Source organism: Mycobacterium sp. E2989, assembly GCF_001667595.1.
GTDB lineage: Bacteria > Actinomycetota > Actinomycetes > Mycobacteriales > Mycobacteriaceae > Mycobacterium.
In genome coordinates this window covers 43,363-63,815 of the sequence record NZ_LZJX01000087.1, presented here as the reverse complement: position 1 = coordinate 63,815, position 20,453 = coordinate 43,363, and the positions used below count along the sequence as shown (strand labels likewise).

General features: G+C 68.0%; 18 protein-coding genes, 2 tRNA genes and 1 pseudogene. 5 read left to right on the top strand and 16 right to left on the bottom strand.

Annotated elements, in window-relative coordinates; translation table 11 throughout:
• The 10 genes and pseudogenes from A5680_RS26315 to A5680_RS15670 form a co-directional block, all read right to left on the bottom strand.
• Positions 1-197 (bottom strand): annotated as a pseudogene (locus A5680_RS26315) (resuscitation-promoting factor RpfE); the annotation flags it as partial.
• 887 nt (positions 198-1,084) lie between these two features.
• On the bottom strand, positions 1,085-1,690 hold the full coding sequence (mobA, locus tag A5680_RS15710; RefSeq protein ID WP_082970388.1) for a molybdenum cofactor guanylyltransferase: 606 nt from the start codon (positions 1,688-1,690) through the stop codon (positions 1,085-1,087).
• A 1-nt stretch (position 1,691) separates the two neighbouring features.
• A complete protein-coding gene (locus tag A5680_RS15705; protein WP_055400122.1) occupies positions 1,692-2,783 on the bottom strand; it encodes a 2-oxoacid:ferredoxin oxidoreductase subunit beta in 1,092 nt (363 codons plus the stop codon).
• The gene (locus A5680_RS15700) at positions 2,780-4,759 is read right to left on the bottom strand and encodes a 2-oxoacid:acceptor oxidoreductase subunit alpha (protein WP_156675133.1); all 1,980 of its coding nucleotides are present in this window, start codon (positions 4,757-4,759) and stop codon (positions 2,780-2,782) included. Before A5680_RS15700 ends, A5680_RS15705 begins: the two co-directional genes overlap by 4 nt.
• 232 nt (positions 4,760-4,991) lie before the next feature.
• Entirely contained in the window at positions 4,992-6,242 is a 1,251-nt protein-coding gene (locus A5680_RS15695; RefSeq protein WP_156675132.1) for an MFS transporter, read from the bottom strand.
• Between the two features lie 36 nt (positions 6,243-6,278).
• Positions 6,279-7,559 (bottom strand): ATP-dependent Clp protease ATP-binding subunit ClpX, encoded by a 1,281-nt coding sequence (clpX, locus tag A5680_RS15690; RefSeq protein WP_055400128.1) that lies wholly within the window; start codon positions 7,557-7,559, stop codon positions 6,279-6,281.
• Positions 7,560-7,946: 387 nt separating this feature from the next.
• Positions 7,947-8,582, bottom strand: a complete 636-nt coding sequence (clpP2, locus tag A5680_RS15685) for an ATP-dependent CLP protease proteolytic subunit ClpP2 (protein WP_055400130.1) — start codon at positions 8,580-8,582, stop codon at positions 7,947-7,949.
• On the bottom strand, positions 8,579-9,169 hold the full coding sequence (clpP1, locus tag A5680_RS15680; RefSeq protein ID WP_055400132.1) for an ATP-dependent CLP protease proteolytic subunit ClpP1: 591 nt from the start codon (positions 9,167-9,169) through the stop codon (positions 8,579-8,581). Before clpP1 ends, clpP2 begins: the two co-directional genes overlap by 4 nt.
• Positions 9,170-9,296: 127 nt before the next feature.
• On the bottom strand, positions 9,297-10,667 hold the full coding sequence (gene tig, locus A5680_RS15675) for a trigger factor (protein WP_067820809.1): 1,371 nt from the start codon (positions 10,665-10,667) through the stop codon (positions 9,297-9,299).
• A gap of 66 nt (positions 10,668-10,733) precedes the next feature.
• Positions 10,734-10,810, bottom strand: a tRNA-Pro gene (locus tag A5680_RS15670).
• Between the two features lie 148 nt (positions 10,811-10,958).
• On the opposite strand from A5680_RS15670, the gene A5680_RS15665 reads away from it, so the two are divergent.
• Together A5680_RS15665 and A5680_RS15660 are read left to right on the top strand one after the other, a co-directional pair.
• Positions 10,959-11,029 (top strand) — tRNA-Gly (locus A5680_RS15665).
• A gap of 33 nt (positions 11,030-11,062) precedes the next feature.
• A complete protein-coding gene (locus A5680_RS15660; protein WP_067820806.1) occupies positions 11,063-12,241 on the top strand; it encodes a serine hydrolase domain-containing protein in 1,179 nt (392 codons plus the stop codon).
• Between the two features lie 18 nt (positions 12,242-12,259).
• Here the strand turns inward: A5680_RS15660 and A5680_RS15655 are convergent, their stop codons facing one another.
• From A5680_RS15655 to A5680_RS15645, 3 genes are read right to left on the bottom strand one after another with little or no spacing between them, the layout of a single operon-like run.
• Positions 12,260-13,060, bottom strand: a complete 801-nt coding sequence (locus tag A5680_RS15655; protein ID WP_055400138.1) for an Fpg/Nei family DNA glycosylase — start codon at positions 13,058-13,060, stop codon at positions 12,260-12,262.
• A gap of 3 nt (positions 13,061-13,063) precedes the next feature.
• On the bottom strand, positions 13,064-13,543 hold the full coding sequence (locus A5680_RS15650; protein WP_067820803.1) for a ribose-5-phosphate isomerase: 480 nt from the start codon (positions 13,541-13,543) through the stop codon (positions 13,064-13,066).
• Positions 13,544-13,570: 27 nt separating this feature from the next.
• Positions 13,571-14,194, bottom strand: coding sequence for a DsbA family protein (locus A5680_RS15645; RefSeq protein WP_055400142.1), 624 nt, complete (start codon positions 14,192-14,194; stop codon positions 13,571-13,573).
• Positions 14,195-14,299: 105 nt separating this feature from the next.
• Between A5680_RS15645 and pepN the strand changes: the two genes are divergently transcribed.
• Positions 14,300-16,894, top strand: a complete 2,595-nt coding sequence (gene pepN, locus A5680_RS15640; RefSeq protein ID WP_067820800.1) for an aminopeptidase N — start codon at positions 14,300-14,302, stop codon at positions 16,892-16,894.
• Here pepN and A5680_RS15635 read toward each other — a convergent pair.
• The 3 genes from A5680_RS15635 to A5680_RS15625 all read right to left on the bottom strand — a co-directional run bounded on the left by A5680_RS15635 (position 16,891) and on the right by A5680_RS15625 (position 18,308).
• Positions 16,891-17,358: a DUF5130 domain-containing protein gene (locus A5680_RS15635; protein ID WP_055400146.1), complete on the bottom strand. Its 468-nt coding sequence runs from the start codon at positions 17,356-17,358 to the stop codon at positions 16,891-16,893. The two genes, pepN and A5680_RS15635, sit on opposite strands and share 4 nt — an antisense overlap.
• Positions 17,345-17,581: a hypothetical protein gene (locus tag A5680_RS15630; protein ID WP_055400192.1), complete on the bottom strand. Its 237-nt coding sequence runs from the start codon at positions 17,579-17,581 to the stop codon at positions 17,345-17,347. Before A5680_RS15630 ends, A5680_RS15635 begins: the two co-directional genes overlap by 14 nt.
• A gap of 79 nt (positions 17,582-17,660) precedes the next feature.
• The gene (locus A5680_RS15625) at positions 17,661-18,308 is read right to left on the bottom strand and encodes an HNH endonuclease (protein WP_055400147.1); all 648 of its coding nucleotides are present in this window, start codon (positions 18,306-18,308) and stop codon (positions 17,661-17,663) included.
• A gap of 142 nt (positions 18,309-18,450) precedes the next feature.
• Here A5680_RS15625 and A5680_RS15620 point away from each other — a divergent pair, with 142 nt between their 5' ends.
• Positions 18,451-18,846, top strand: a complete 396-nt coding sequence (locus A5680_RS15620; RefSeq protein WP_055400194.1) for a globin — start codon at positions 18,451-18,453, stop codon at positions 18,844-18,846.
• Positions 18,846-20,441, top strand: a complete 1,596-nt coding sequence (locus A5680_RS15615) for a glycoside hydrolase family 13 protein (RefSeq protein WP_156349434.1) — start codon at positions 18,846-18,848, stop codon at positions 20,439-20,441. The genes A5680_RS15620 and A5680_RS15615 overlap by 1 nt, the downstream gene beginning before the upstream one ends.
• The last annotated feature ends 12 nt before the right edge of the window (positions 20,442-20,453 follow it).

Sequence of the window (20,453 nt, the reverse complement as noted above, 5' to 3'; positions counted from 1 at the left end):
GGCAGTGGATCTCCGGCGCGCGGCCGCGGACGCTCCCCAACGCGGTGGCGCCGGGGGCGGCGGGCACGTCGCGGCGCCGCGGCGGGCGCCATGTTGGGGTCGAAACCCGTGGGCTCCGCGCTGGCGCTGGCCGACGGGATGGTCACGAGGGTGCCCGTGACCGCGGCAAGAACGAGCGTCTTACGGACGTTCTTCAATATCTTTCCTTTCGCGGTGCGCGCGCGCCAAAGCAAGCCCACTCGGGTGGGCTGACGGTGTTTGATTGGTGCGGAATACCTGCTTCGGGACGTGCCGGCTTGTCCTGGCACGACAGCGGTGGGCTGGAATCGCCCGGCGGAGTGCTACCGCCGGCCACGGACAAGACTTCGCCGTCCGCGGCCCCGCTCACACGCGGGTCCGTGATTCTGTTTTCAGTTACTCTTCCGTAACCCGTTGCGGGCTAACAGGGACCGTACGAGACCCGACGGCATTCGTCATCTTCGGAAAACGGATATCTCCGTTCGGTAACGGGGTGATCACGACGCGGTAGCCTCGCACTTTTGGCAGGTCAGCCACGCGATTCCGGCGAGTACCCAACAAATGCAAAAGCTTTCACAGCGTGAGCCGAATCACGCCCATTTTGTGAACTGGCCCACCTATTTGCCCCGGGCGTTTACAACCTTGCGGCCGTACCGGACTCGATTCCGCCGCTGCGGAGCACCGCACACTACAACAAGTTACGGGTTTACGTCACACACCGGGGGCGAACATACGAGCGAATTGCCTTGCGCCACCGCTTAACTTGCATTGTTCAAATAACGCACACCCGTCGTGGCGCGTTGCCGCCATGTCGGGTGAAATAGCGAAATGCGCTGTCGGGGCGGCGGTTCCGCGATCGTCACGCATGCGGTCTGGCGATTTCGGTGCGCCCGGGCCGTCGCCAAGCATCGCCGAGCTTGGAGACCAATTTATTGACCAGACTTGGCATTTCGTTCGGCGAGGTCGAAATCGCCACGGCGGCTTGCCATTTGCCACGCATGGGCGCCGCGTTACAGGGGTTTACCCGGATTTCATCCGGCCCCGCACGGGCCGAATCGGGGTGCCCTTAGCCGCGGGGCCGCGGGAGGGCGCGCAGCTCGGCGTCGGTGTTGACGTTGGTCAACGACCGCGAATCCGTCGTGACGATGCGCTGCGCGTCCGAGGCGTCCACCAGGGCCCGCATCTTGCGCTCCCCCGCCGCCACCAAGGCGTCGACCCGGTCGGCCAGGTCGGTCCGGTACACCGCGGCGAGATAGTGGTCCTGGCCGTCCCACGGCAGCACCACCTCCGCGCCGGTCTCCTGCGCCCTGCGGGTGAGGTCGTCGATGAGTTCGACTGCCAGGAAAGGCATGTCGACGGCGCAGACGAAGGCGAGCGGGGCGCCGGCCTCGGCCGCCGCGCGCAATGCGCGTCCGGTCGCCGGCAGCGGCCCCAGGCCGCGCAGCTCGTCGCGCATCACGCGCGCCTCGAGTGCGGGCAGCGGTTGCCCCTGGGCGGCCATCACCAGGACGGGGTCGCAGCGCTGTCGCAGGACGCCGACGACGTGCTCGACCATCGTGGTCGCGTCGGAACCCGCGGCGGCGGGGACGGGGAGGCTGGCCTTGTCGCGGCCCATCCGTTGCGATGCGCCGCCGGCGAGCACCACCCCGGCAAGCGAAGTCTTTTCGCCCACGTCAGTCGACGGTCCAGGTGTCGCGCCCACGCAGCAGCGATTGCAGGGCGGCGTCGTCGAACGGCTTGGCGGCGCGCGCGGCCTGCACCTGCGAGCGCGCCGCGTCGTCGTACGTGGGCCGGCTGACGTCCCGGAAGATGCCGAGCACGGTGTGGTCGAGGTTCTGATCGGACAGCCGGGACAACGCGAAGGCGTAGGCGGAGTCGTCGGTGTGCGCGTCGTGCACCATGATCTCGTCCACGGAAACGTCGGCGGTCTTGGCGAATTCGAGGCCGAAGCCGGACTTCACGACGCAGTACTCGCCGTCGGCGCCGAAGGTGATCGGCTCGCCGTGGCGGATGTTGATCACCCGCTCCTCGGCGCCTTCCTTGCGCAGCACGTCGAAGGAGCCGTCGTTGAAAATCGGGCAGTCCTGCAGGATTTCGACGACGGCGGCGCCGCGATGCTCGGCGGCGGCGCGCAACACCTCGGTCAGCCCGTTGCGGTCGGAGTCCAGGGCGCGGCCGACGAACGTTGCCTCGGCGCCCAGCGCCAGCGACACCGGGTTGAACGGGTGGTCCAGCGATCCCATCGGAGTCGACTTGGTGACCTTGCCGACCTCCGACGTCGGCGAGTACTGGCCCTTGGTCAGCCCGTAGATCCGGTTGTTGAACAGCAGGATCGTGATGTTGACGTTGCGGCGCAGCGCGTGGATCAGATGGTTGCCACCGATCGACAGCGCGTCGCCGTCACCGGTAACCACCCACACCGACAGGTCCTCGCGGGCCAGCGCCAGACCGGTCGCGATGGCCGGCGCGCGGCCGTGAATGGAGTGAAACCCGTAGGTCTCCAAGTAGTACGGGAAGCGGCTCGAGCACCCGATGCCGCTGACGAACACGATGTTCTCGCGGCGCAGTCCCAGCTCGGGCAGGAAGTTGCGGATGGTGTTGAGGATGACGTAGTCGCCGCAACCCGGGCACCAGCGGACCTCCTGGTCGCTGGTGAAGTCCTTGCCCTTCTGCGGCTGATCCGTCGCGGGGACACCGTCGTTCTTTTTCAACCTGGGCGTCAACCCGAGGTCGGTGCCCGCCAGATTTCCCACCAGGTCGGTCATTCGATAGCTCCCGCTCCAACCGTCGCTGCCGCCATTCTGGCGACCATCGTCTTGTCCTGCTCGATTTCGGCCAGCGTGCCGCCGATCGCGGCGCGGATGACGCGCCCGATCTCGTCGGCGAGGAACGCCACACCCTGGACCTTGCTGACCGATTGCACGTCGACCAGGTACTTGCCCCGAAGCAACAGCGCCAGCTGGCCCAGATTCATTTCCGGGCACACCACCATCGGGTAGCGCCGCAGCACGTCGCCCAGGTTGGCCGGGAACGGGCTGAGGTGACGCAGGTGGGCGTGCGCGACCTTGACGCCCTTGCGCCGCGCGCGCCGGCAGGCTTCGCCGATCGGGCCGTACGAGCTGCCCCAGCCGATCAGCAGCAGCTCGGCCTCCCCGCTGGGGTCGTCGACCTCGAGGTCGGGCACCGTGATGCCGTCAATCTTGGCCTGCCGCAACCGAACCATGAGGTCGTGGTTGACCGGCTCGTAGGAGATGGCACCCGAGCCGTTCGCCGCCTCCAGGCCACCGATCCGGTGCTCGAGGCCCGGGGTGCCCGGGACGGCGAACTGGCGCGCGAGCGTCTCGGGGTCGCGGTTGTAGGGCTGGAAGGGCTCGTCCGGCTTGGCGAACGTGTGCTTGATCGGCTGCAGCGTCCCGATGTCCGGAATCCGCCACGGCTCCGAGCCATTGGCGATCGCGCCGTCGGACAACACGATCACCGGGGTGTGGTACGACACCGCGATGCGCACCGCCTCGATCGCGATGGCGAAACAGTCGGACGGCGAACTCGGCGCCAGCACCGCCACCGGCGACTCGCCGTTGCGGCCGTACAGCGCCTGCAGCAGGTCGGCCTGCTCGGTCTTGGTCGGCAGGCCGGTCGACGGGCCGCCGCGCTGAACGTCGATGACCAGCAGCGGCAGCTCGGTCATCACCGCGAGGCCCAGCGCTTCGGACTTCAACGAGATGCCGGGACCCGACGTGCTGGTGACGCCCAGCGCCCCGCCGTACGAGGCGCCGATCGCGGCGCAGATGCCGCCGATCTCGTCCTCGGCCTGGAAGGTGATGACGTTGAAGTTCTTGTGCTTGGACAGCTCGTGCAGGATGTCCGACGCCGGCGTGATCGGGTAACTGCCGAGCACCACCGGGATGTTGGCCAGCTGCCCCGCCGCGACGATGCCGTAGGCCATGGCCGTGTTGCCGGAGATCTGCCGGTATTCACCGGACGGCAAGGTCGCCCGGGACACCTCGTAGGTGGTGCCGAACGCCTCGGTCGTCTCGCCGTAGTTCCAGCCCGCCTTGAGCGCCAGCACGTTCGCCTCGGCGATGTCGGGCTTGCGGGCGAACTTCTCCCGGATGAACTTCTCGCTGGTCTCGATCGGGCGGCCGTACATCCAGGACAGCAGCCCCAGCGCGAACATGTTCTTGGCCCGCTGGCCGTCCTTCTTCGACGCGCCGATCGCCTCGACCGCGCCCAGCGTGAGGGTGGTCATCGCGACGGAATGCACGACGTATTCGGACAACTCGTCGGACTCCAGCGGGTTCGTGACGTAACCCACCTTGGTCAGGTTGCGCTTGGTGAACTCGTCGGAGTTCGCGATCACCATGCCGCCGCGCGGCAGGTCGCCGATGTTGGCCTTGAGCGCCGCGGGGTTCATCGCGACGAGCACGTCGGGGCGGTCACCGGCGGTCAGGATGTCGTAGTCGGCGATCTGGATCTGGAAGGACGACACCCCGGGCAACGTGCCTGCGGGGGCCCGGATCTCGGCCGGGTAGTTCGGCTGGGTCGCCAGGTCGTTACCGAAAAGCGCTGCCTCCGACGTGAACCGGTCACCGGTGAGCTGCATGCCGTCACCGGAGTCCCCGGCGAAGCGGATGACTACCTGTTCGAGGCGCTGACGTTCGGACCCGTTACGGGCAGGCGCTCCGTTCTGGGACGACCCGCCGTGAGAATCAGAGCCGGCTCCGCTGCCGTTCGGATCCACGTATCCGCCTTCCATTGGTTAACCGGATAGGCACTTTCGCTGGAGATTGAGGTTACGCGCCGTTGCAGCGACTCCCGCGCGCTCGAGCTTGAGTGTCACTAGTAATGCCAATTATGGCACTTCTCTGAGGGAAGAATGAGCGTCTCTAATCCATCGCATGCAGCGGTTTTACCCCTAAAGCCGAAGTCAGCGCGGGGAGGGTGGTGCGGACGGTTCAAAACTGTGGTATTGGTCACTTTCGCGCGGCGGCGTCCAATTCCCTTGGCGCCGTTTCCGGCATCGCAATCAGGTAGAGCAAAAACCCCGCGCCGGCGAGCGCTCCGAGGAAGGCAAAGGCGGCGTTGTAACCGGCGGCCACCACGATTCGGCCCGCGACGAGGTTGGACACCGAGGCGCCTATGCCGGTCGCCGCCGTCACTGCGCCGAGGCTGACGTTGAACCGGCCGCTGCCGTGCGTCACGTCCTGCACCACGAGGGGAAACAGCGCACCGAACACGCCGGCCCCGACTCCGTCCAGCAGCTGCACGCCGACCAGCCAGTACGGATTGCCGGACAGGGTATAGAGAAACCCTCGCGCGGCCAGGACGGCGAAGCCGAGCAGGAAGATCGGCTTCCTGCCCCACGAGTCGGCCTTGGCCCCGGCCAGGTACGCCACCGGCACCATGACCACCTGCGCGGCCACGATGCAGCCGGACATCAGCGCGGTCCCGACGTCCTTGTTGTGCAGCGCCAGCAACTGGCCGACCAGGGGCAGCATCGCGGCGTTGGCGAAGTGGAAGGCGACCACGGTCGCGGCGAAGATCATCAGCCTGGGGTTGCGCAGCAGCGCCGCCATCCGCGACGGTGTCTCGTGCGGACCCCCGGGCACGTGATCCATGCCCCGGGCGACGTCATGGTCGATCGCGTCGCGCGGAATCCGCAGTGTCGCAAGCACACTGGCGGCGGCCATGGTGGCGAGCACCCAGAACACCACCACCGGCCCGAAGAAGTAGGCCAGCCCGCCGGTGATGGCGGCGGCCGATGCGTTACCCGCGTGGTTGAACGACTCGTTGCGCCCGATTCGCCGCGAGAAGAAGCGGGGACCGACGACACCCAGGGTGATCGCGGCGAGGGCCGGGGCGAAGACCGAGCCGGCGATCCCGGTGATCGCTTGCAACACCGAGATCGAGTACAGGCCGGGGAACAACGGCATCGCCAACGACCCGGCGGTGACGGTCAACGCGCCGCCGATGATCAGCGCCCGCTTGGCCGTGCTGCGGTCCACCAGCGCGCCGGCCGGCGCCTGCGCGACGATCGCCCCGATCCCGCCGACCGCCATGACGAAGCCGATCGACGCCTGGTCCCAGTGATGGGCCAGCAGCAGGTAGACCGACAGGTAGGGACCCAGTCCGTCGCGAACGTCGGCCAACAGGAAGTTCAGCAGGTCCAGCGCGCGCGTCAGCCGGCGCGGGATCGGGGTGGGGGCGCCAGCGACGGTCGGCATGCGCATCTAGTACCCGATGCGCGCTCGACCGAAGTGTCAGGCGCTCTTGTCGCGGCGCTCGGTGCGCGACGGCTTGCGCGGCACGATCGTCGGTAGCACGTTGTCCTGCACGGTCTCCTTGGTCACCACGACCTTGGCGACGTCGTCGCGGCTCGGGATGTCGTACATCACCGGCAGCAGGACCTCTTCCATGATGGCCCGCAGACCGCGGGCGCCCGTGCCGCGATGGATGGCTTGATCGGCGATCGCCTCGAGCGCGTCGTCGGTGAACTCGAGCTCGACGCCGTCCATCTCGAACAGCCGGGTGTACTGCTTGACCAGAGCGTTCTTGGGCTCCGAGAGGATCTTGACCAGCGACTCCCGGTCCAGGTTGGTCACCGAGGCCACCACCGGCAACCGGCCGATGAACTCCGGGATCAGGCCGAACTTGATCAGGTCCTCCGGCATGACCTCGGCGAAGTGGTCGGTGGTGTCGATCTCGGCCTTCGAGCGCACCTCGGCGCCGAAGCCCAGGCCGCGCTTCCCGACGCGCTCGTAGATGATCTTCTCCAGGCCGGCGAACGCCCCCGCGACGATGAACAGCACGTTGGTGGTGTCGATCTGGATGAACTCCTGGTGCGGGTGCTTGCGGCCGCCCTGCGGGGGAACCGACGCCTGCGTGCCCTCCAGGATCTTCAGCAGCGCCTGCTGCACGCCCTCGCCGGAGACGTCACGGGTGATCGACGGGTTTTCACTCTTGCGGGCGATCTTGTCGACCTCGTCGATGTAGATGATGCCGGTCTCGGCCCGCTTGACGTCGTAGTCGGCGGCCTGAATGAGCTTGAGCAGAATGTTTTCGACGTCCTCACCGACGTACCCGGCCTCGGTCAGCGCGGTGGCGTCGGCGATGGCGAACGGCACGTTGAGCATCTTGGCGAGCGTCTGGGCCAGGTAGGTCTTGCCGCAGCCGGTCGGGCCCAGCATCAGGATGTTGGACTTGGTCAGCTCGACCGGCTCGTGCCGGGAGTCGCGGCCCTTCTCCCCGGCCTGGATGCGCTTGTAGTGGTTGTACACCGCGACGGCCAGGGTCCGCTTGGCGGTGTCCTGGCCAATGACGTAGCCCTCCAAGAACTCCCGGATCTCAACGGGCTTGGGCAGTTCGTCGAGCTTGACGTCGTCGGCGTCGGCGAGCTCCTCTTCGATGATCTCGTTGCAGAGATCGATGCACTCATCGCAGATGTACACACCGGGACCAGCAATGAGCTTCTTGACTTGCTTCTGGCTCTTCCCGCAGAAGGAGCACTTCAGCAGGTCACCGCCGTCTCCGATGCGCGCCATGGTGCCTCAGGGCCTACTTCCTGTTCGCCGTTCGTCGTGCTGTCCCGCCATGTATCCCCCGACGCTACCCGCTAGATCGGGCCCGACGCGACCGTTAAGGCCGAATCGCGTTGGTGGTATTCATGCCGTCCGTCTCGATGAAACATATAGCCAGACGGCGCCCCTGACTCGCGAAAGACGCGCTTTGCGTGTCTTTGGCGTGTCGCGGTCGTTACCCGACCGAGGCTGTGCGCCGCCCAAACCCCACCAAACCACCCTACCGTCGCCGGCCGGGTATTGGTTCTGATCAGCGCCGGCCGACGGGCCCGGTTCGCCGAGCGTGCACTGGGGGCGGCAAATCGGCCGAAAATCCGCCGTGAGTGCACGTTCGGCGCGGGACCGCGAACGCTAGGCGGTCTGCGCGGACAGCTTCCGGTACTCCAGGACGGTGTCGATGATCCCGTAGTCCTTGGCCTCTTCGGCGGTCAGGATCTTGTCCCGGTCGGTGTCCTTGCGGATCGTCGCGGCGTCCTTGCCCGTGTGGCGGGCCAGCGTCGTCTCCATCAGGGTGCGCATCCGCTCGATCTCGGCGGCCTGGATCTCCAGGTCGGAGAACTGGCCCTGGATCACGCCCTGCAGGGACGGCTGGTGGATCAGCACCCGGGCGTTGGGCAGCGCCATCCGCTTGCCGGGCGTCCCGGCGGCCAGCAACACCGCCGCGGCGGAGGCGGCCTGGCCGAGGCACACCGTCTGGATGTCGGCGCGCACGTACTGCATGGTGTCGTAAATCGCCATCAGCGAGGTGAATCCGCCGCCGGGCGAGTTGATGTACATGGTGATGTCGCGGTCGGGGTCCAGGGACTCCAACACCAGCAGCTGCGCCATGATGTCGTTCGCCGAGGCGTCGTCGACCTGGACGCCGAGGAAGATGATGCGCTCCTCGAACAGCTTGTTGTACGGGTTGGACTCCTTGACGCCGAAGCTGGAGTGCTCGATGAACGACGGCAGGATGTACCGCGCCTGGGGCTGGATTTCGTTATTCACTGGGCTTCTCCATTGGTGATGCTTGCGGCGCGGGTGATGATGTGGTCGACGAACCCGTATTCCAGGGCCTCCTGCGCGGTGAACCAGCGGTCGCGGTCGGAGTCCGCCTCGATGCGCTCGATCGACTGGCCGGTGAATTCGGCGTTGAGGCGGAACATCTCTTTTTTGATGACGTGGAACTGCTCGGCCTGGATCGCGATGTCGGCCGCGCTACCCGTCACCCCGCCCAGCGGCTGGTGCATCAGGATGCGCGCGTGCGGCAGCGCGTAACGCTTGCCCTTGGTGCCGGCCGCGAGGAGGAACTCGCCCATCGAGGCGGCCATCCCCATCGCGTAGGTGGCGATGTCGCAGGGCGCCAGCACCATGGTGTCGTAGATCGCCATGCCGGCGCTGATCGATCCGCCCGGGGAGTTGATGTACAGCGAGATGTCCTTGTCGGCGTCCTCCGCGGCGAGCAGCAGGATCTGCGCGCACAGCCGGTTGGCGACCTCGTCGTTCACCTCCGAGCCCAGGAAGATGATGCGCTCGGAGAGCAAGCGCTCATAGACCGAGTCCGTGAGGTTGAGCCCCTGCGAGGGCGAACGCATGTCAGACACGACTGGGTTACCTGCTTTCTTTCAGTTCTTCTATGCACCGACCCTAACCAACCGGGCCCACTGTTTCGCGGCCACGCTCCCCCTCAATTGGGCGCTTTCGCTCACAGCGTCAAGACGGTCACTCGTCGTCGGAAGCCTCGGTCTCGTCGGCCTCGTCGGCCTCGTCGGCACGCTTGCCGAAGAACTCGCTGGTGTCGATGGTGTTCCCGTCGCTGTCGGTCACCGTCGCCGCCCGCACCACCTCGGCGATGGCCAGCCCGCGCCGCACGTCGGCGAACATCGCCGGCAGCTGGTTGTTCTCCTGCAGGTAACCCAGCAGCTGCTGCGGCTCGATGCCGTACTGGCGGGACGTCATCACCAGGCGTTCGGTCAGGTCGTCCTGGCCGACCTGGACCTGCAGCTCGTCGGCCAGCGCGTCCAGCAGCAGCTGCCGCTTGACGTCGGACTCCGCGGCGCTGCGCGTCTCGGTCTCGAACTCTTCGCGGGTCTTGCCCTGCCCGGCGAGCGCCTCGTCGAGCTTGGCGTCGTCGTGGTCGAGCCCGTGCAGCGCGCCGTGAATGGTGCTGTCGTACTGGGCCTGGACGATCGCCTCCGGCAGCGGCACGTCGACCTGCTCGAGGAGGGTGTCCAGCGCGGCGTTGCGGATCTCGTCGGCCTGCTGCGCCCGCTTGAGCCGCTCGACCTGGTCGCGCAGGTTGGACCGCAGGTCGTCGATGGTGTCGAACTCGCTGGCCAGTTGGGCGAACTCGTCGTCGGGCTCGGGCAGCTCGCGTTGCTTGATCGACTTCACCGTGACGGTCACCTGAGCGTCTTGCCCGGCGTGTTCGCCGGCCGCCAGCTTCGCGGTGAACTCCCGGGACTCATCGACGGACAGGCCGACCAGGGCGTCGTCGAGTCCGGCGATGAGCCGGCCCGAGCCGACCTCGTGGGACAGCCCCTCCGCGGAGGCCCCCGGCACCTCTTCCCCGTCGATGGTGGCGGCCAAGTCGATCGAGACGAAGTCCCCGGTGGCGACGGGCCGGTCGACGCCGGTCAGGGTGCCGAACCGGGCGCGCAGCGACTCCAGCTCGGCGTCGACGTCCTCGTCGCTTACCTCGATCGGGTCCACCGAGATCTTCAGCGAGCTCAAAGCCGGGAGCTCGATCTTGGGGCGCACGTCGACCTCGGCGGTGAACGCCAGCTCCTCCCCGTACTCCTTCTTGGTCACCTCGATCTCGGGCTGGCCGAGGGGCTGCACTTCCGACTCCACGACCGCCTGCCCGTACCGTGCGGGCAGCGCCTCGTTGACGACCTGGTCGAGCAGCGCCTCCCGGCCGAACCGCGCCTCCAGCAACTTCGCCGGCGCCTTGCCGGGGCGGAAGCCGGGCAGGCGCACCTGCTTGGCCAGCTCCCGGTAGGCGCGCTGGAAATCGGGCTCGAGTTCGGCGAACGGCACCTCCACGTTGATGCGTACCCGGGTGGGGCTCAGCTGCTCGACAGTGCTCTTCACGGACGTGCTCCTCGGTGGTCGTTCCTGGCGTTCGGTGGGCCGTATGCGTGCGGCGCGGGGTCGCGCTGGTCGGGGTGACAGGATTTGAACCTGCGGCCTTCCGCTCCCAAAGCGGATGCGCTACCAAGCTGCGCTACACCCCGCGCTGACCTCGATGATCCTAAGGCCCCGGGAGGCCGGGCCGGCCACAGGCTTCGCGGCGGCCTCGCCCGCCCTCACGGAGCGATCACAAGACCGCGTCGATTAGATTTGATCTTCGTCGACAGCTACAGTCACGCTCGACTAACACATGCGGGCGTAGCTCAATGGTAGAGCCCTAGTCTTCCAAACTAGCTACGCGGGTTCGATTCCCGTCGCCCGCTCGGGGTGAGGATCAACTCCCAGAGAAAGGCGCCATGAGCGACGTCAAAATCGATGGCTCATGCGCGTCGGCCTTCGTTGGAGTGCGCGACGCGTTCGAGCGCAATTTCACGCTGGGTGATGAAGTCGGGGCTGCCGTCGCGGCGTGGGTGGACGGGACCCTCGTCGTCAACCTCTGGGGCGGCTGGGCTGACGCCGCCCGCACCCGGCCCTGGCGGGAGAACACGCTGACCACGGTGTTGTCCGGCACCAAGGGCCTGTCGGCCACCTGCGTCCACCAACTGGCCGACCGCGGCGAGCTCGACCTGAACGCCCCGGTGGCCCGCTACTGGCCCGAGTTCGGGCAGGCCGGCAAACAGGACATCACGCTGGCCATGGTGATGAGCCACCGCTCCGGCGTGATCGGGCCCCGCACCCGGCTGCGCTGGGAAGACGTCGCCGACTGGGACTTCGTCTGCGCGCAGCTGGCCGCCGCCGAACCCTACTGGGAGCCGGGCACGGCCCAGGGCTATCACATGACCACCTTCGGCTTCATCCTCGGCGAGGTGTTCCGCCGGGTCACCGGCCGGACCATCGGCCAGTACCTGCGCACCGAGATCGCCGAGCCGCTCGGCGCCGACGTCCACATCGGGCTGTCGCTGGCCGACCAACGCCGCTGCGCCGACCGGGTCAACAAGCCGCACGCCCGCGACCTGCTGGCCGACGCGCAGGCCCCCGGCTACCCCGCCGGGCTGGCCGAGCACCCGAAGGCGGGGCTGTCGATCTCGATGGGGTTCGCCCCCGACGACGAGCTGGGCTCGCACGACCTGCGGTTGTGGCGCGAACTCGAGTTTCCCGGGACGAACGGGCAGGTGTCGGCCCTGGGGTTGGCGACTTTCTACAACGCGCTCGCCCAGGAGAAGATCCTCAGCCGCGAGCACATGGACCTGGTGCGGGAGTGCCAGGGCGGCTCGGAAAGCGATCTGGTGTTGGGGCCGCGGGTCGCCGATCACGGCTGGGGCCTGGGCTACATGCTCAACAGGCGGTGCGTCAACGGGCCCAACCCGCGGATATTCGGCCACGGCGGCTTGGGCGGCTCCTTCGGCTTCGTCGATCTCGAACACCGGATCGGCTACGCGTACGTGATGAACCGCTTCGACGCGACCAAGGCCAACGCGGACCCGCGCAGCCTGGCCCTCAGCAACGAGGTCTACGCGGCGCTGGGCGTCATCTAGTCCCGGCTTGGGGCCGCGTCATTTCTGGCAGGTGGGGCACCAGAACACGTTTCGGCCTTCGAGCACGGTGGTGCGGATCGTGTCTCCGCAGACCCGGCAGGCGTCTCCGGCGCGCCGGTAGACGTACGTCCGGGGCCGCCCGGCCCGGTACGACGGCGGCCCGTGGTCGTGCTCGGGCCGCACCACGATGATCTTGCCGCGGCGGAAGCCGACCTTCATCAGCGCGACCAGGTCGGTCCACGCCGCGTCGAATTCGGCTTGGCCGATGTCGCGGCCCGGCCGGAACGGGTCGATGTTGTGGCGGTACAGCAGCTCGTTGCGGTAGACGTTCCCCACCCCGGCGACGATGGTCTGATCCATCAGTAGCGCCCCAATCGGTCTGCGCGACTTGGTGATTCGATTCCACGCCCAGGCCGGATCGGCGTCGTTGCGCAGCGGGTCGGGACCGAGCTTGGCCAGCACGTCGGAAACCTGGCCCTCGTCGATCACCTCGCACACGGTCGGCCCGCGCAGGTCCGTGCCGTAGTCGGCGCCGACCATCCGCATCCGCACCTGCCCCACCGGCTCCGGCACGAGCGCACCCTCGCGGGGCCATTCGGTGAAGGCCCCGTAGAGGCCCAGGTGCACGTGCACGATCGGGCCGCCGGCGTAGTGATGGAACAGGTGCTTCCCCCACACGCTGGTGCGGCGCAGCACGCGGCCGTCCACCACGGCCGAGTCGGCGAAACGACCCTGCGGGCTCGATACCGCAACGGGCGCACCGCCGAACCGGCGCTGGTGCAGCCGGGCCAGGCGGTGCAGGGTATGCCCTTCGGGCATGGCTTACGCCGGCGCGCCGGGCACCGGTGGCGCCTGGTGGGTGCGTTCGTACTCGGCGAGAATGTCGATACGCCGTTGGTGGCGTTCGGCTTTCGACCACTGCGCGCTCAGGAAGGCGTCCACGATGGCCAGCGCCTCCTCGACGGTGTGCATGCGGCCGCCGATCCCGATCAACTGGGCGTCGTTGTGTTCGCGCGCCAACGTGGCCGTCTCCACGCTCCAGGCCAGCGCGCAGCGCGCGCCCGGCACCTTGTTGGCCGCGATCTGCTCGCCGTTGCCCGACCCGCCCAGCACGATGCCGAGGCTGTCCTTGTCGGCCACCGTGCGTGTGGCGGCGGCGATGCAGAACGCCGGGTAGTCGTCCTCGGCGTCGTAGCCGAAGGCGCCGCAATCGATCGGCTCGTGCCCGGCCGCTTCGAGGTGGGCGACGATGTGCTGCTTGAGCTCGAATCCGGCGTGGTCAGAGCCGAGGTAGACGCGCATGCCCGCAATCCTTACACGGGCTGATCGTCAGTCGAATTCGGGCTTCTCGGTGCGGGTTCGCTTCAGCTCGAAGAAGTGCGGGTACGACGCGAACGTCACCGACGCGTCCCACAGCTTGCCGGCCTCCTCGCCGCGCGGGATCTTCGAGAGCACCGGCCCGAAGAACGCCACACCGTTGACGTGGATGGTCGGCGTGCCAACGTCGTCGCCGACGGCGTCCATGCCGGCGTGGTGGCTCTTGCGCAGGGCGTCGTCGTAGGCCTCGCTGTGCGCGGCCTCGGCGAGCTCGGCGGGCAGGCCGGCATCGGCCAGCGACAGCTTGATGACCTCGTCGAGGTTCTTGTTGTCCTCGTTGTGAATCCGGGTGCCCATGGCGGTGTACAGCGGGGCCAGCGCTTCGGCGCCGTGCGCCTGCTCCGCGGCGATCGCCACCCGCACGGGTCCCCAGGCGTGCTTCATCATTTCGCGGTACTTGTCGGGTAGGCCTTCGCGGTTCTCGTTGAGGATGGCCAGGCTCATGACGTGGAAGTGCACGTCGATGTCGCGGACCTTCTCCACCTCGAGGATCCAGCGCGAGGTGATCCAACACCACGGGCACAGCGGATCGAACCAGAAGTCGGCTTGGTCTTTCCCGGCAGCCTTGTCAGGCATAGCGAAGTCCTCTCGTCGGTCAACACACCGTTCAGCACAACCGTAGGCGCCGCGCCCCTGTTCCCGCACCGCTCCAGATTGGAGCCGGGCACGTAAGTTGGACGGGTGGCCCTTCCTAATCTCACCCGGGACCAGGCCGTCGAACGCGCCGCCCTGATCACCGTCGACAGCTACCAGATCGACCTCGACGTCACCGACGGGAACGGCGCGCCCGGCGAACGCACGTTCCGGTCCACGACCACGGTGGTGTTCGACGCGCTTCCTGGCGCCGACACCTACATCGACCTCGCCGCCGAGACCGTGCGCGCGGCCACCCTCAACGGTCACGAGCTCGACGTCTCCGGTTACGACGAATCGGCGGGCATCCCGCTGCCCGGCCTGACGAAACGCAACGTCCTCGTCGTCGACGCGGACTGCCGCTACTCCAACACCGGCGAAGGCTTGCACCGCTTCGTCGACCCGGTCGACGACGAAACGTACCTCTACTCGCAGTTCGAGACCGCGGACGCCAAGCGCATGTTCGCCTGCTTCGACCAACCCGACCTCAAGGCCACGTTCGACGTGCGGGTGACCGCGCCCAGGCACTGGAAGGTGATCTCCAACGGCGCGCCCCAGTCCGTTGAGGACTCGGACGAGGCCAGGGTGCACACCTTCGCCACCACCCCGCGGATGAGCACCTACCTGGTGGCGCTGATCGCCGGCCCGTACGCCGAGTGGAAGGACAGCTACACCGACGAACACGGGGAGATCCCCCTGGGCATCTTCTGCCGGGAATCGTTGGCGCGCCACATGGACGCCGAGCGGCTGTTCACCCAGACGAAGCAGGGATTTGGCTTCTACCACAAGAACTTTGGCCTGCCGTACGCGTTCGGTAAGTACGATCAGCTGTTCGTCCCGGAATTCAACGCCGGCGCAATGGAAAACGCGGGCGCGGTGACGTTCCTGGAGGACTACGTCTTTCGCAGCAAGGTCACCCGGGCCTCTTACGAGCGGCGCGCCGAGACCGTGCTGCACGAGATGGCGCACATGTGGTTCGGCGACCTGGTCACGATGAGCTGGTGGGACGACCTGTGGCTCAACGAGTCGTTCGCGACGTTCGCGTCGGTGCTGTGCCAGGCCGAGGCCACCGAATTCACCGAGGCCTGGACGACTTTCGCGACGGTCGAGAAGTCGTGGGCGTACCGCCAGGACCAACTGCCCTCAACGCATCCGATCGCCGCGGACATCCCCGACCTGGCCGCGGTCGAGGTGAACTTCGACGGCATCACCTACGCCAAGGGCGCCTCGGTGCTCAAGCAGCTCGTCGCCTACGTCGGCCTCGAACACTTCCTGGCCGGGCTGCGGGACTACTTCCGCGCGCACGCCTTCGGCAACGCCACGTTCAGCGACCTGGTCGCCGCGCTGGAGAAGGCGTCGGGCCGGGATCTGTCCGACTGGGGCCAGCAGTGGCTGAAGACGACCGGATTGAACACGCTGCGACCGGATTTCGACGTCGACGCCCCAGGCGCTGAGGGCAGGTTCACCCGATTCGCGGTGACGCAGAGCGGGGCCGCCCCGGGGGCCGGCGAGACGCGGGTGCACCGGCTGGCGATCGGCATCTATGACGACGACGGCGCCGGCAAGCTGGTGCGCGTGCGACGCGAGGAACTCGACGTCGAAGGTCCGACCACGGAAGTGCCTGCGCTGGTTGGTGTTTCGCGCGGGAAGCTGGTGTTGGTCAACGACGACGACCTGACGTACTGCTCGCTGCGGCTGGACGGCGAGTCGCTGCAGACCGCGCTGACGCGAATCGCCGACATCGCCGAGCCGCTGCCGCGCTCGCTGGTGTGGTCGGCGGCGTGGGAGATGACGCGCGAGGCCGAACTGCGGGCCCGCGACTTCGTGGCCCTGGTCTCGGGCGGGGTGCACGCCGAGAGCGAGGTCGGTGTGGCGCAGCGGCTGCTGCTGCAGGCGCAGACGGCGCTGGCCTCCTACGCCGAGCCGGGCTGGGCGCGCGAGCACGGGTGGCCGGAGTTCGCCGACCGGCTGCTCGAGCTGGCGCGCGGGGCGCAGCCCGGCTCGGATCACCAGCTCGCGTTCGTCAACACCCTGTGCTCGTCGGTGCTGTCCACCCGGCACATCGTGGCGCTGGCGGACCTGCTCGACCACGACCCGGCCGACCTGGGGCTGCCCGGCCTCGAGATCGACACCGATTTGCGGTGGCGCATCGTGACGGCGCTCGCCGGCGCGGGCGAGGTCGACGCCGACGGGCCGGCGACACCCTTCATCGACGCGGAAGTGCAACGCGACCCCACCGCCGCCGGCAAGCGGCATGGCGCCCAGGCCGCGACGGCGCGGCCGCAAGCGCAGGTCAAGGAAGAGGCCTGGACGACGGTGATCGAAGACGACACCCTGGCCAACATCACGGCCCGTGCCATCATCGCGGGCTTCGCCCCGCCCGGGCAGCGGGACTTGCTCGACCCGTTCACCGACCGCTACTTCGAGGCGATACCCGGCGTCTGGGCGCGGCGGTCCAGCGAAGTCGCGCAGACGGTGGTGATCGGCCTCTACCCGCACTGGAACATCAGCGAGGCCGGTATCGCGGCAGCGGACAAGTTCCTCTCCGACCCGGAGGTGCCGCCGGCGCTGCGGCGGCTGGTGCTGGAAGGCCAGGCCGGCGTGAAGCGGGCCCTGCGGGCCCGCAAGTTCGACGCCGACTAGGCCGGGGAGATCCCCGCGCTCATCACCCGGATCGCGCTGACCAGACCGTCCACCAGGTCGCCCCGCGCGAACGCCGACGACGCGGCGGCGACCCCGAGCGGCGCGGACGACTCGGCGCCCCGGCCGCGAACCTGCGAGCCGTAGACCACCTCGATGACCTTCTGATCCGGCGAGACCGCCAGCAGCACGGCATCGTCGGGCGTCGGCACCTGGGCCAGGATCTCGCGGGCCCGGGCGGCGGTGTCGCTGCCCAGGTCGCCGAGGTAGATGGCGAACCGCGCCTTGGAGGCGCGCGAGCCGAACTTCAGCGCGTCGTCGATGGCGACGAGGTCCTTGATCGAGAACGGGTAGTGGACCGACAGCTCGCCGGGTTCGGTGACCCCGGAAATCCGCCCGCTGGTCGTGATGACGAACCCGTTGGGCAGCTCGCCGGGCTCGATCGTCGCTACGTCACCACGTGCCACTTGCGCCACCTCCGACTGCGAATTCTTCTCCGCCGTGCCCGCCGTGCCCGCCGTGCGCGTGACCGACGTCTTCGTCCGTGGCCGCCCACAGGATCGGCGCGTGCGTCCACTTGTCCGGCAGTTTGTAGGCGGCCGGATGCGGTCCCTTGTGGGACCAGATCAGCACCGCCAGCACGGCCACCAGCAGCAACGGTATCCCGATGAAGTACAGGTGAATCTGCAAAAGGCTCACGACGGAAACCGTATCCCACCCGGTGATCCGCCGGCACACTCGGACGCGACATGTCGCCCGATCACCGACGCTAGGCCGCGCCTTCGCCGAGGTAGCGCGCCCAGGCCGGATCGAGCTCCTTGACCGTCGACAGCAGCCGCCAGTGCTGCCCCGTGGGGGGCAGCGGCGTCCGGCGCAGCGCCCAGCCGAGTTCGGTGAGCAGCTTGTCGCCCTTGCGGTGATTGCACGTCGAGCAGCACGCGACGCAGTTCTCCCACGAGTGGTCACCGCCGCGGCTGCGCGGCACCACGTGGTCGACGGTGTCGGCCTTCGCCCCGCAGTAGGCGCACGAGAACCGGTCCCGGTGCATCAGAGCGGCCCGGGTCATCGGAACCCGAGCCCGGTAGGGGACGCGCACATAGGTTCGCAACTGAATCACCGAGGGCACCACGATCGAGCTGGTGGCCGAGTGGATCACCGGCCCGGCCGGGTCGTGGTGGACCACGTCGGCCTTCCCGCAGATCACCATCACGATGGCCCGCCGCATCGGCAGGGCGGTCAACGGCTCGTACGTGGAATTCAGCAGCAGGACCCGCCGGCGACTCCACAGCGACGCGCCGTCTTGGCGGCTGGGGGGATGCGTATCGACGCTATGCAGGCATGACGCGGTTGGGGGCCCGGTTAACCCTGCCGCGGCACCGGAACTGCGGTGGCTGCGGCGTCTTTTGCCCTGCGCCATAGATCCTCCGCGGATAGTCCACCATGATTCGTCGCCAATCGCACCCCTATTGCAGGTGAACGGCATGTCGCCCGGGTGAACAGCGGGAGTGCCGTCGGCCCGGCTCAGCCCGATGCGGCCGCGATGGACCACAATGGAGGCAATGGATTCCGAGCCACAGTCCTTCTATGACGCCGTCGGCGGTGCCGACACCTTTCACGCGATCGTGTCCCGCTTCTACGCGCTGGTCGCCGAGGACGAGATCCTGCGCCAGCTGTACCCCGAGGACGACCTGGCGGGCGCCGAGGAACGGTTGCGGATGTTCCTCGAGCAGTACTGGGGCGGCCCGCGCACCTACTCCGACCGGCGGGGTCATCCCCGGTTGCGAATGCGTCACATGCCCTTCCGGATCACCCCCATCGAGCGCGACGCCTGGCTGCGCTGCATGCACATCGCGGTCGGCTCGATCGACTCCGCAACCCTCGACGACGAGCACCGACGCCAGTTGCTCGATTACCTGGAAATGGCTGCCCACTCGCTGGTCAACGCAGCCTTGTGATGTCGGCCCACGAAACTGAGCGGGGTGGAATGGACTCCAAGCCGTGGTGGTCAAGCGCGGTGTTCTATCAGGTGTACCCACGGTCGTTCGCCGACAGCACCGGCGACGGCGTCGGCGACCTGGACGGTGTGACGGCCCGGCTGGACCATCTGGAACGGCTGGGCGTCGACGCGATCTGGCTCAACCCGGTCACCGTGTCGCCGATGGCCGACCACGGCTACGACGTCGCCGATCCGCGGGACATCGACCCGCTGTTCGGTGGGATGGCGGCGTTCGAGCGACTGGTGGCGGCCGCCCACGCCCGCGGCATCAAGATCACGATGGATGTGGTGCCCAACCACAGCAGCTCGGCGCACCCGTGGTTTCAGGCCGCGCTGGCGGCCGGTCCCGGGACCGACGCCCGCGAGCGCTACTTCTTCCGCGACGGCCGCGGCGCGCAGGGCGAGCTGCCGCCGAACAACTGGACGTCGGTGTTCGGCGGGCCGGCGTGGACGCGGATCGTCGAACCCGACGGCAATCCCGGCCAGTGGTACCTGCATCTGTTCGACGCCGAGCAACCCGATCTCAACTGGGAGCACCCGGACATCTTCGACGACTTCGAGAAGACGCTGCGCTTCTGGCTGGAACGCGGCGTCGACGGTTTCCGGATCGACGTGGCGCACGGCATGGCCAAGCCGTCCGACCTGCCCGACGCGACGGACGACATCAAGGTGCTCAGCCACAGCGACGACGACCCCCGCTTCAACCATCCGAGCGTGCATGAGATCCATCGCGGCATCCGCACGATCGTCGACGACTACCCGGGAGCGGTGACCATCGGCGAGGTGTGGGTGATGGACAACGCCCGGTGGGCCGAGTACCTACGCCCCGACGAACTGCATCTCGGCTTCAACTTCCGGCTGACGAAGATCGACTTCGACGCCACCCAAGTCCACGACGCGATCGACAACTCGCTGGCGGCCACGGCACTGGAAAACGCCACGCCCACTTGGACGTTGTCCAATCACGACGTGGGACGGGAGGTCACCCGCTACGGCGGCGGCGAGGTCGGGCTGCGGCGGGCACGGGCGATGGCGATGGTGATGCTGGCGCTGCCGGGCGCGGTGTTCATCTACAACGGCGAGGAGCTGGGGCTGCCCGACGTGGAGTTGCCCGACGAGGTGCTGCAGGACCCGACGTGGGAACGCTCCGGGCACACCGAGCGCGGCCGCGACCGGTGCCGCGTCCCGATGCCGTGGTCGGGCGACGCTCCCCCGTTCGGCTTCTCGTCCTCACCCGACACCTGGCTGCCGATGCCGAAGGAATGGGCGGCACTGACCGTCGAGAGGCAGGTCGCGGACCCCGAGTCGACCTTTGCGTTCTTCGCCCACCTCATCAGGGTGCGCAAGGAGCGCACCGAATTCGACGGTGAGCAAATCGAATGGCTGGACGCGCCCCGCGATGCGCTGACCTTCCGGCGCCGCGGTGGCGGCGGTGTGTGCGCACTGAATGCCGGCCGCCGACCGATCCCACTGCCACCGGGGGAGCTCATCGTGGCCAGCGCACCGCTGGTCGATGGCAAACTCGCACCGGACGCCGCGGCCTGGCTGGCCTGAGCGGTCAAAGAT

Coding starts and splice junctions, on each gene's coding strand:
- A5680_RS15705 (WP_055400122.1), bottom strand. CDS start 2,783: ATGACCGACCTGGTGGGAAATCTGGCGGGCACCGACCTCGGGTTGACG.
- A5680_RS15695 (WP_156675132.1), bottom strand. CDS start 6,242: ATGCCGACCGTCGCTGGCGCCCCCACCCCGATCCCGCGCCGGCTGACG.
- clpX (WP_055400128.1), bottom strand. CDS start 7,559: ATGGCGCGCATCGGAGACGGCGGTGACCTGCTGAAGTGCTCCTTCTGC.
- clpP1 (WP_055400132.1), bottom strand. CDS start 9,169: ATGCGTTCGCCCTCGCAGGGGCTCAACCTCACGGACTCGGTCTATGAG.
- A5680_RS15660 (WP_067820806.1), top strand. CDS start 11,063: ATGAGCGACGTCAAAATCGATGGCTCATGCGCGTCGGCCTTCGTTGGA.
- A5680_RS15655 (WP_055400138.1), bottom strand. CDS start 13,060: ATGCCCGAAGGGCATACCCTGCACCGCCTGGCCCGGCTGCACCAGCGC.
- A5680_RS15650 (WP_067820803.1), bottom strand. CDS start 13,543: ATGCGCGTCTACCTCGGCTCTGACCACGCCGGATTCGAGCTCAAGCAG.
- A5680_RS15645 (WP_055400142.1), bottom strand. CDS start 14,194: ATGCCTGACAAGGCTGCCGGGAAAGACCAAGCCGACTTCTGGTTCGAT.
- A5680_RS15625 (WP_055400147.1), bottom strand. CDS start 18,308: ATGGCGCAGGGCAAAAGACGCCGCAGCCACCGCAGTTCCGGTGCCGCG.
- A5680_RS15620 (WP_055400194.1), top strand. CDS start 18,451: ATGGATTCCGAGCCACAGTCCTTCTATGACGCCGTCGGCGGTGCCGAC.
- A5680_RS15615 (WP_156349434.1), top strand. CDS start 18,846: ATGTCGGCCCACGAAACTGAGCGGGGTGGAATGGACTCCAAGCCGTGG.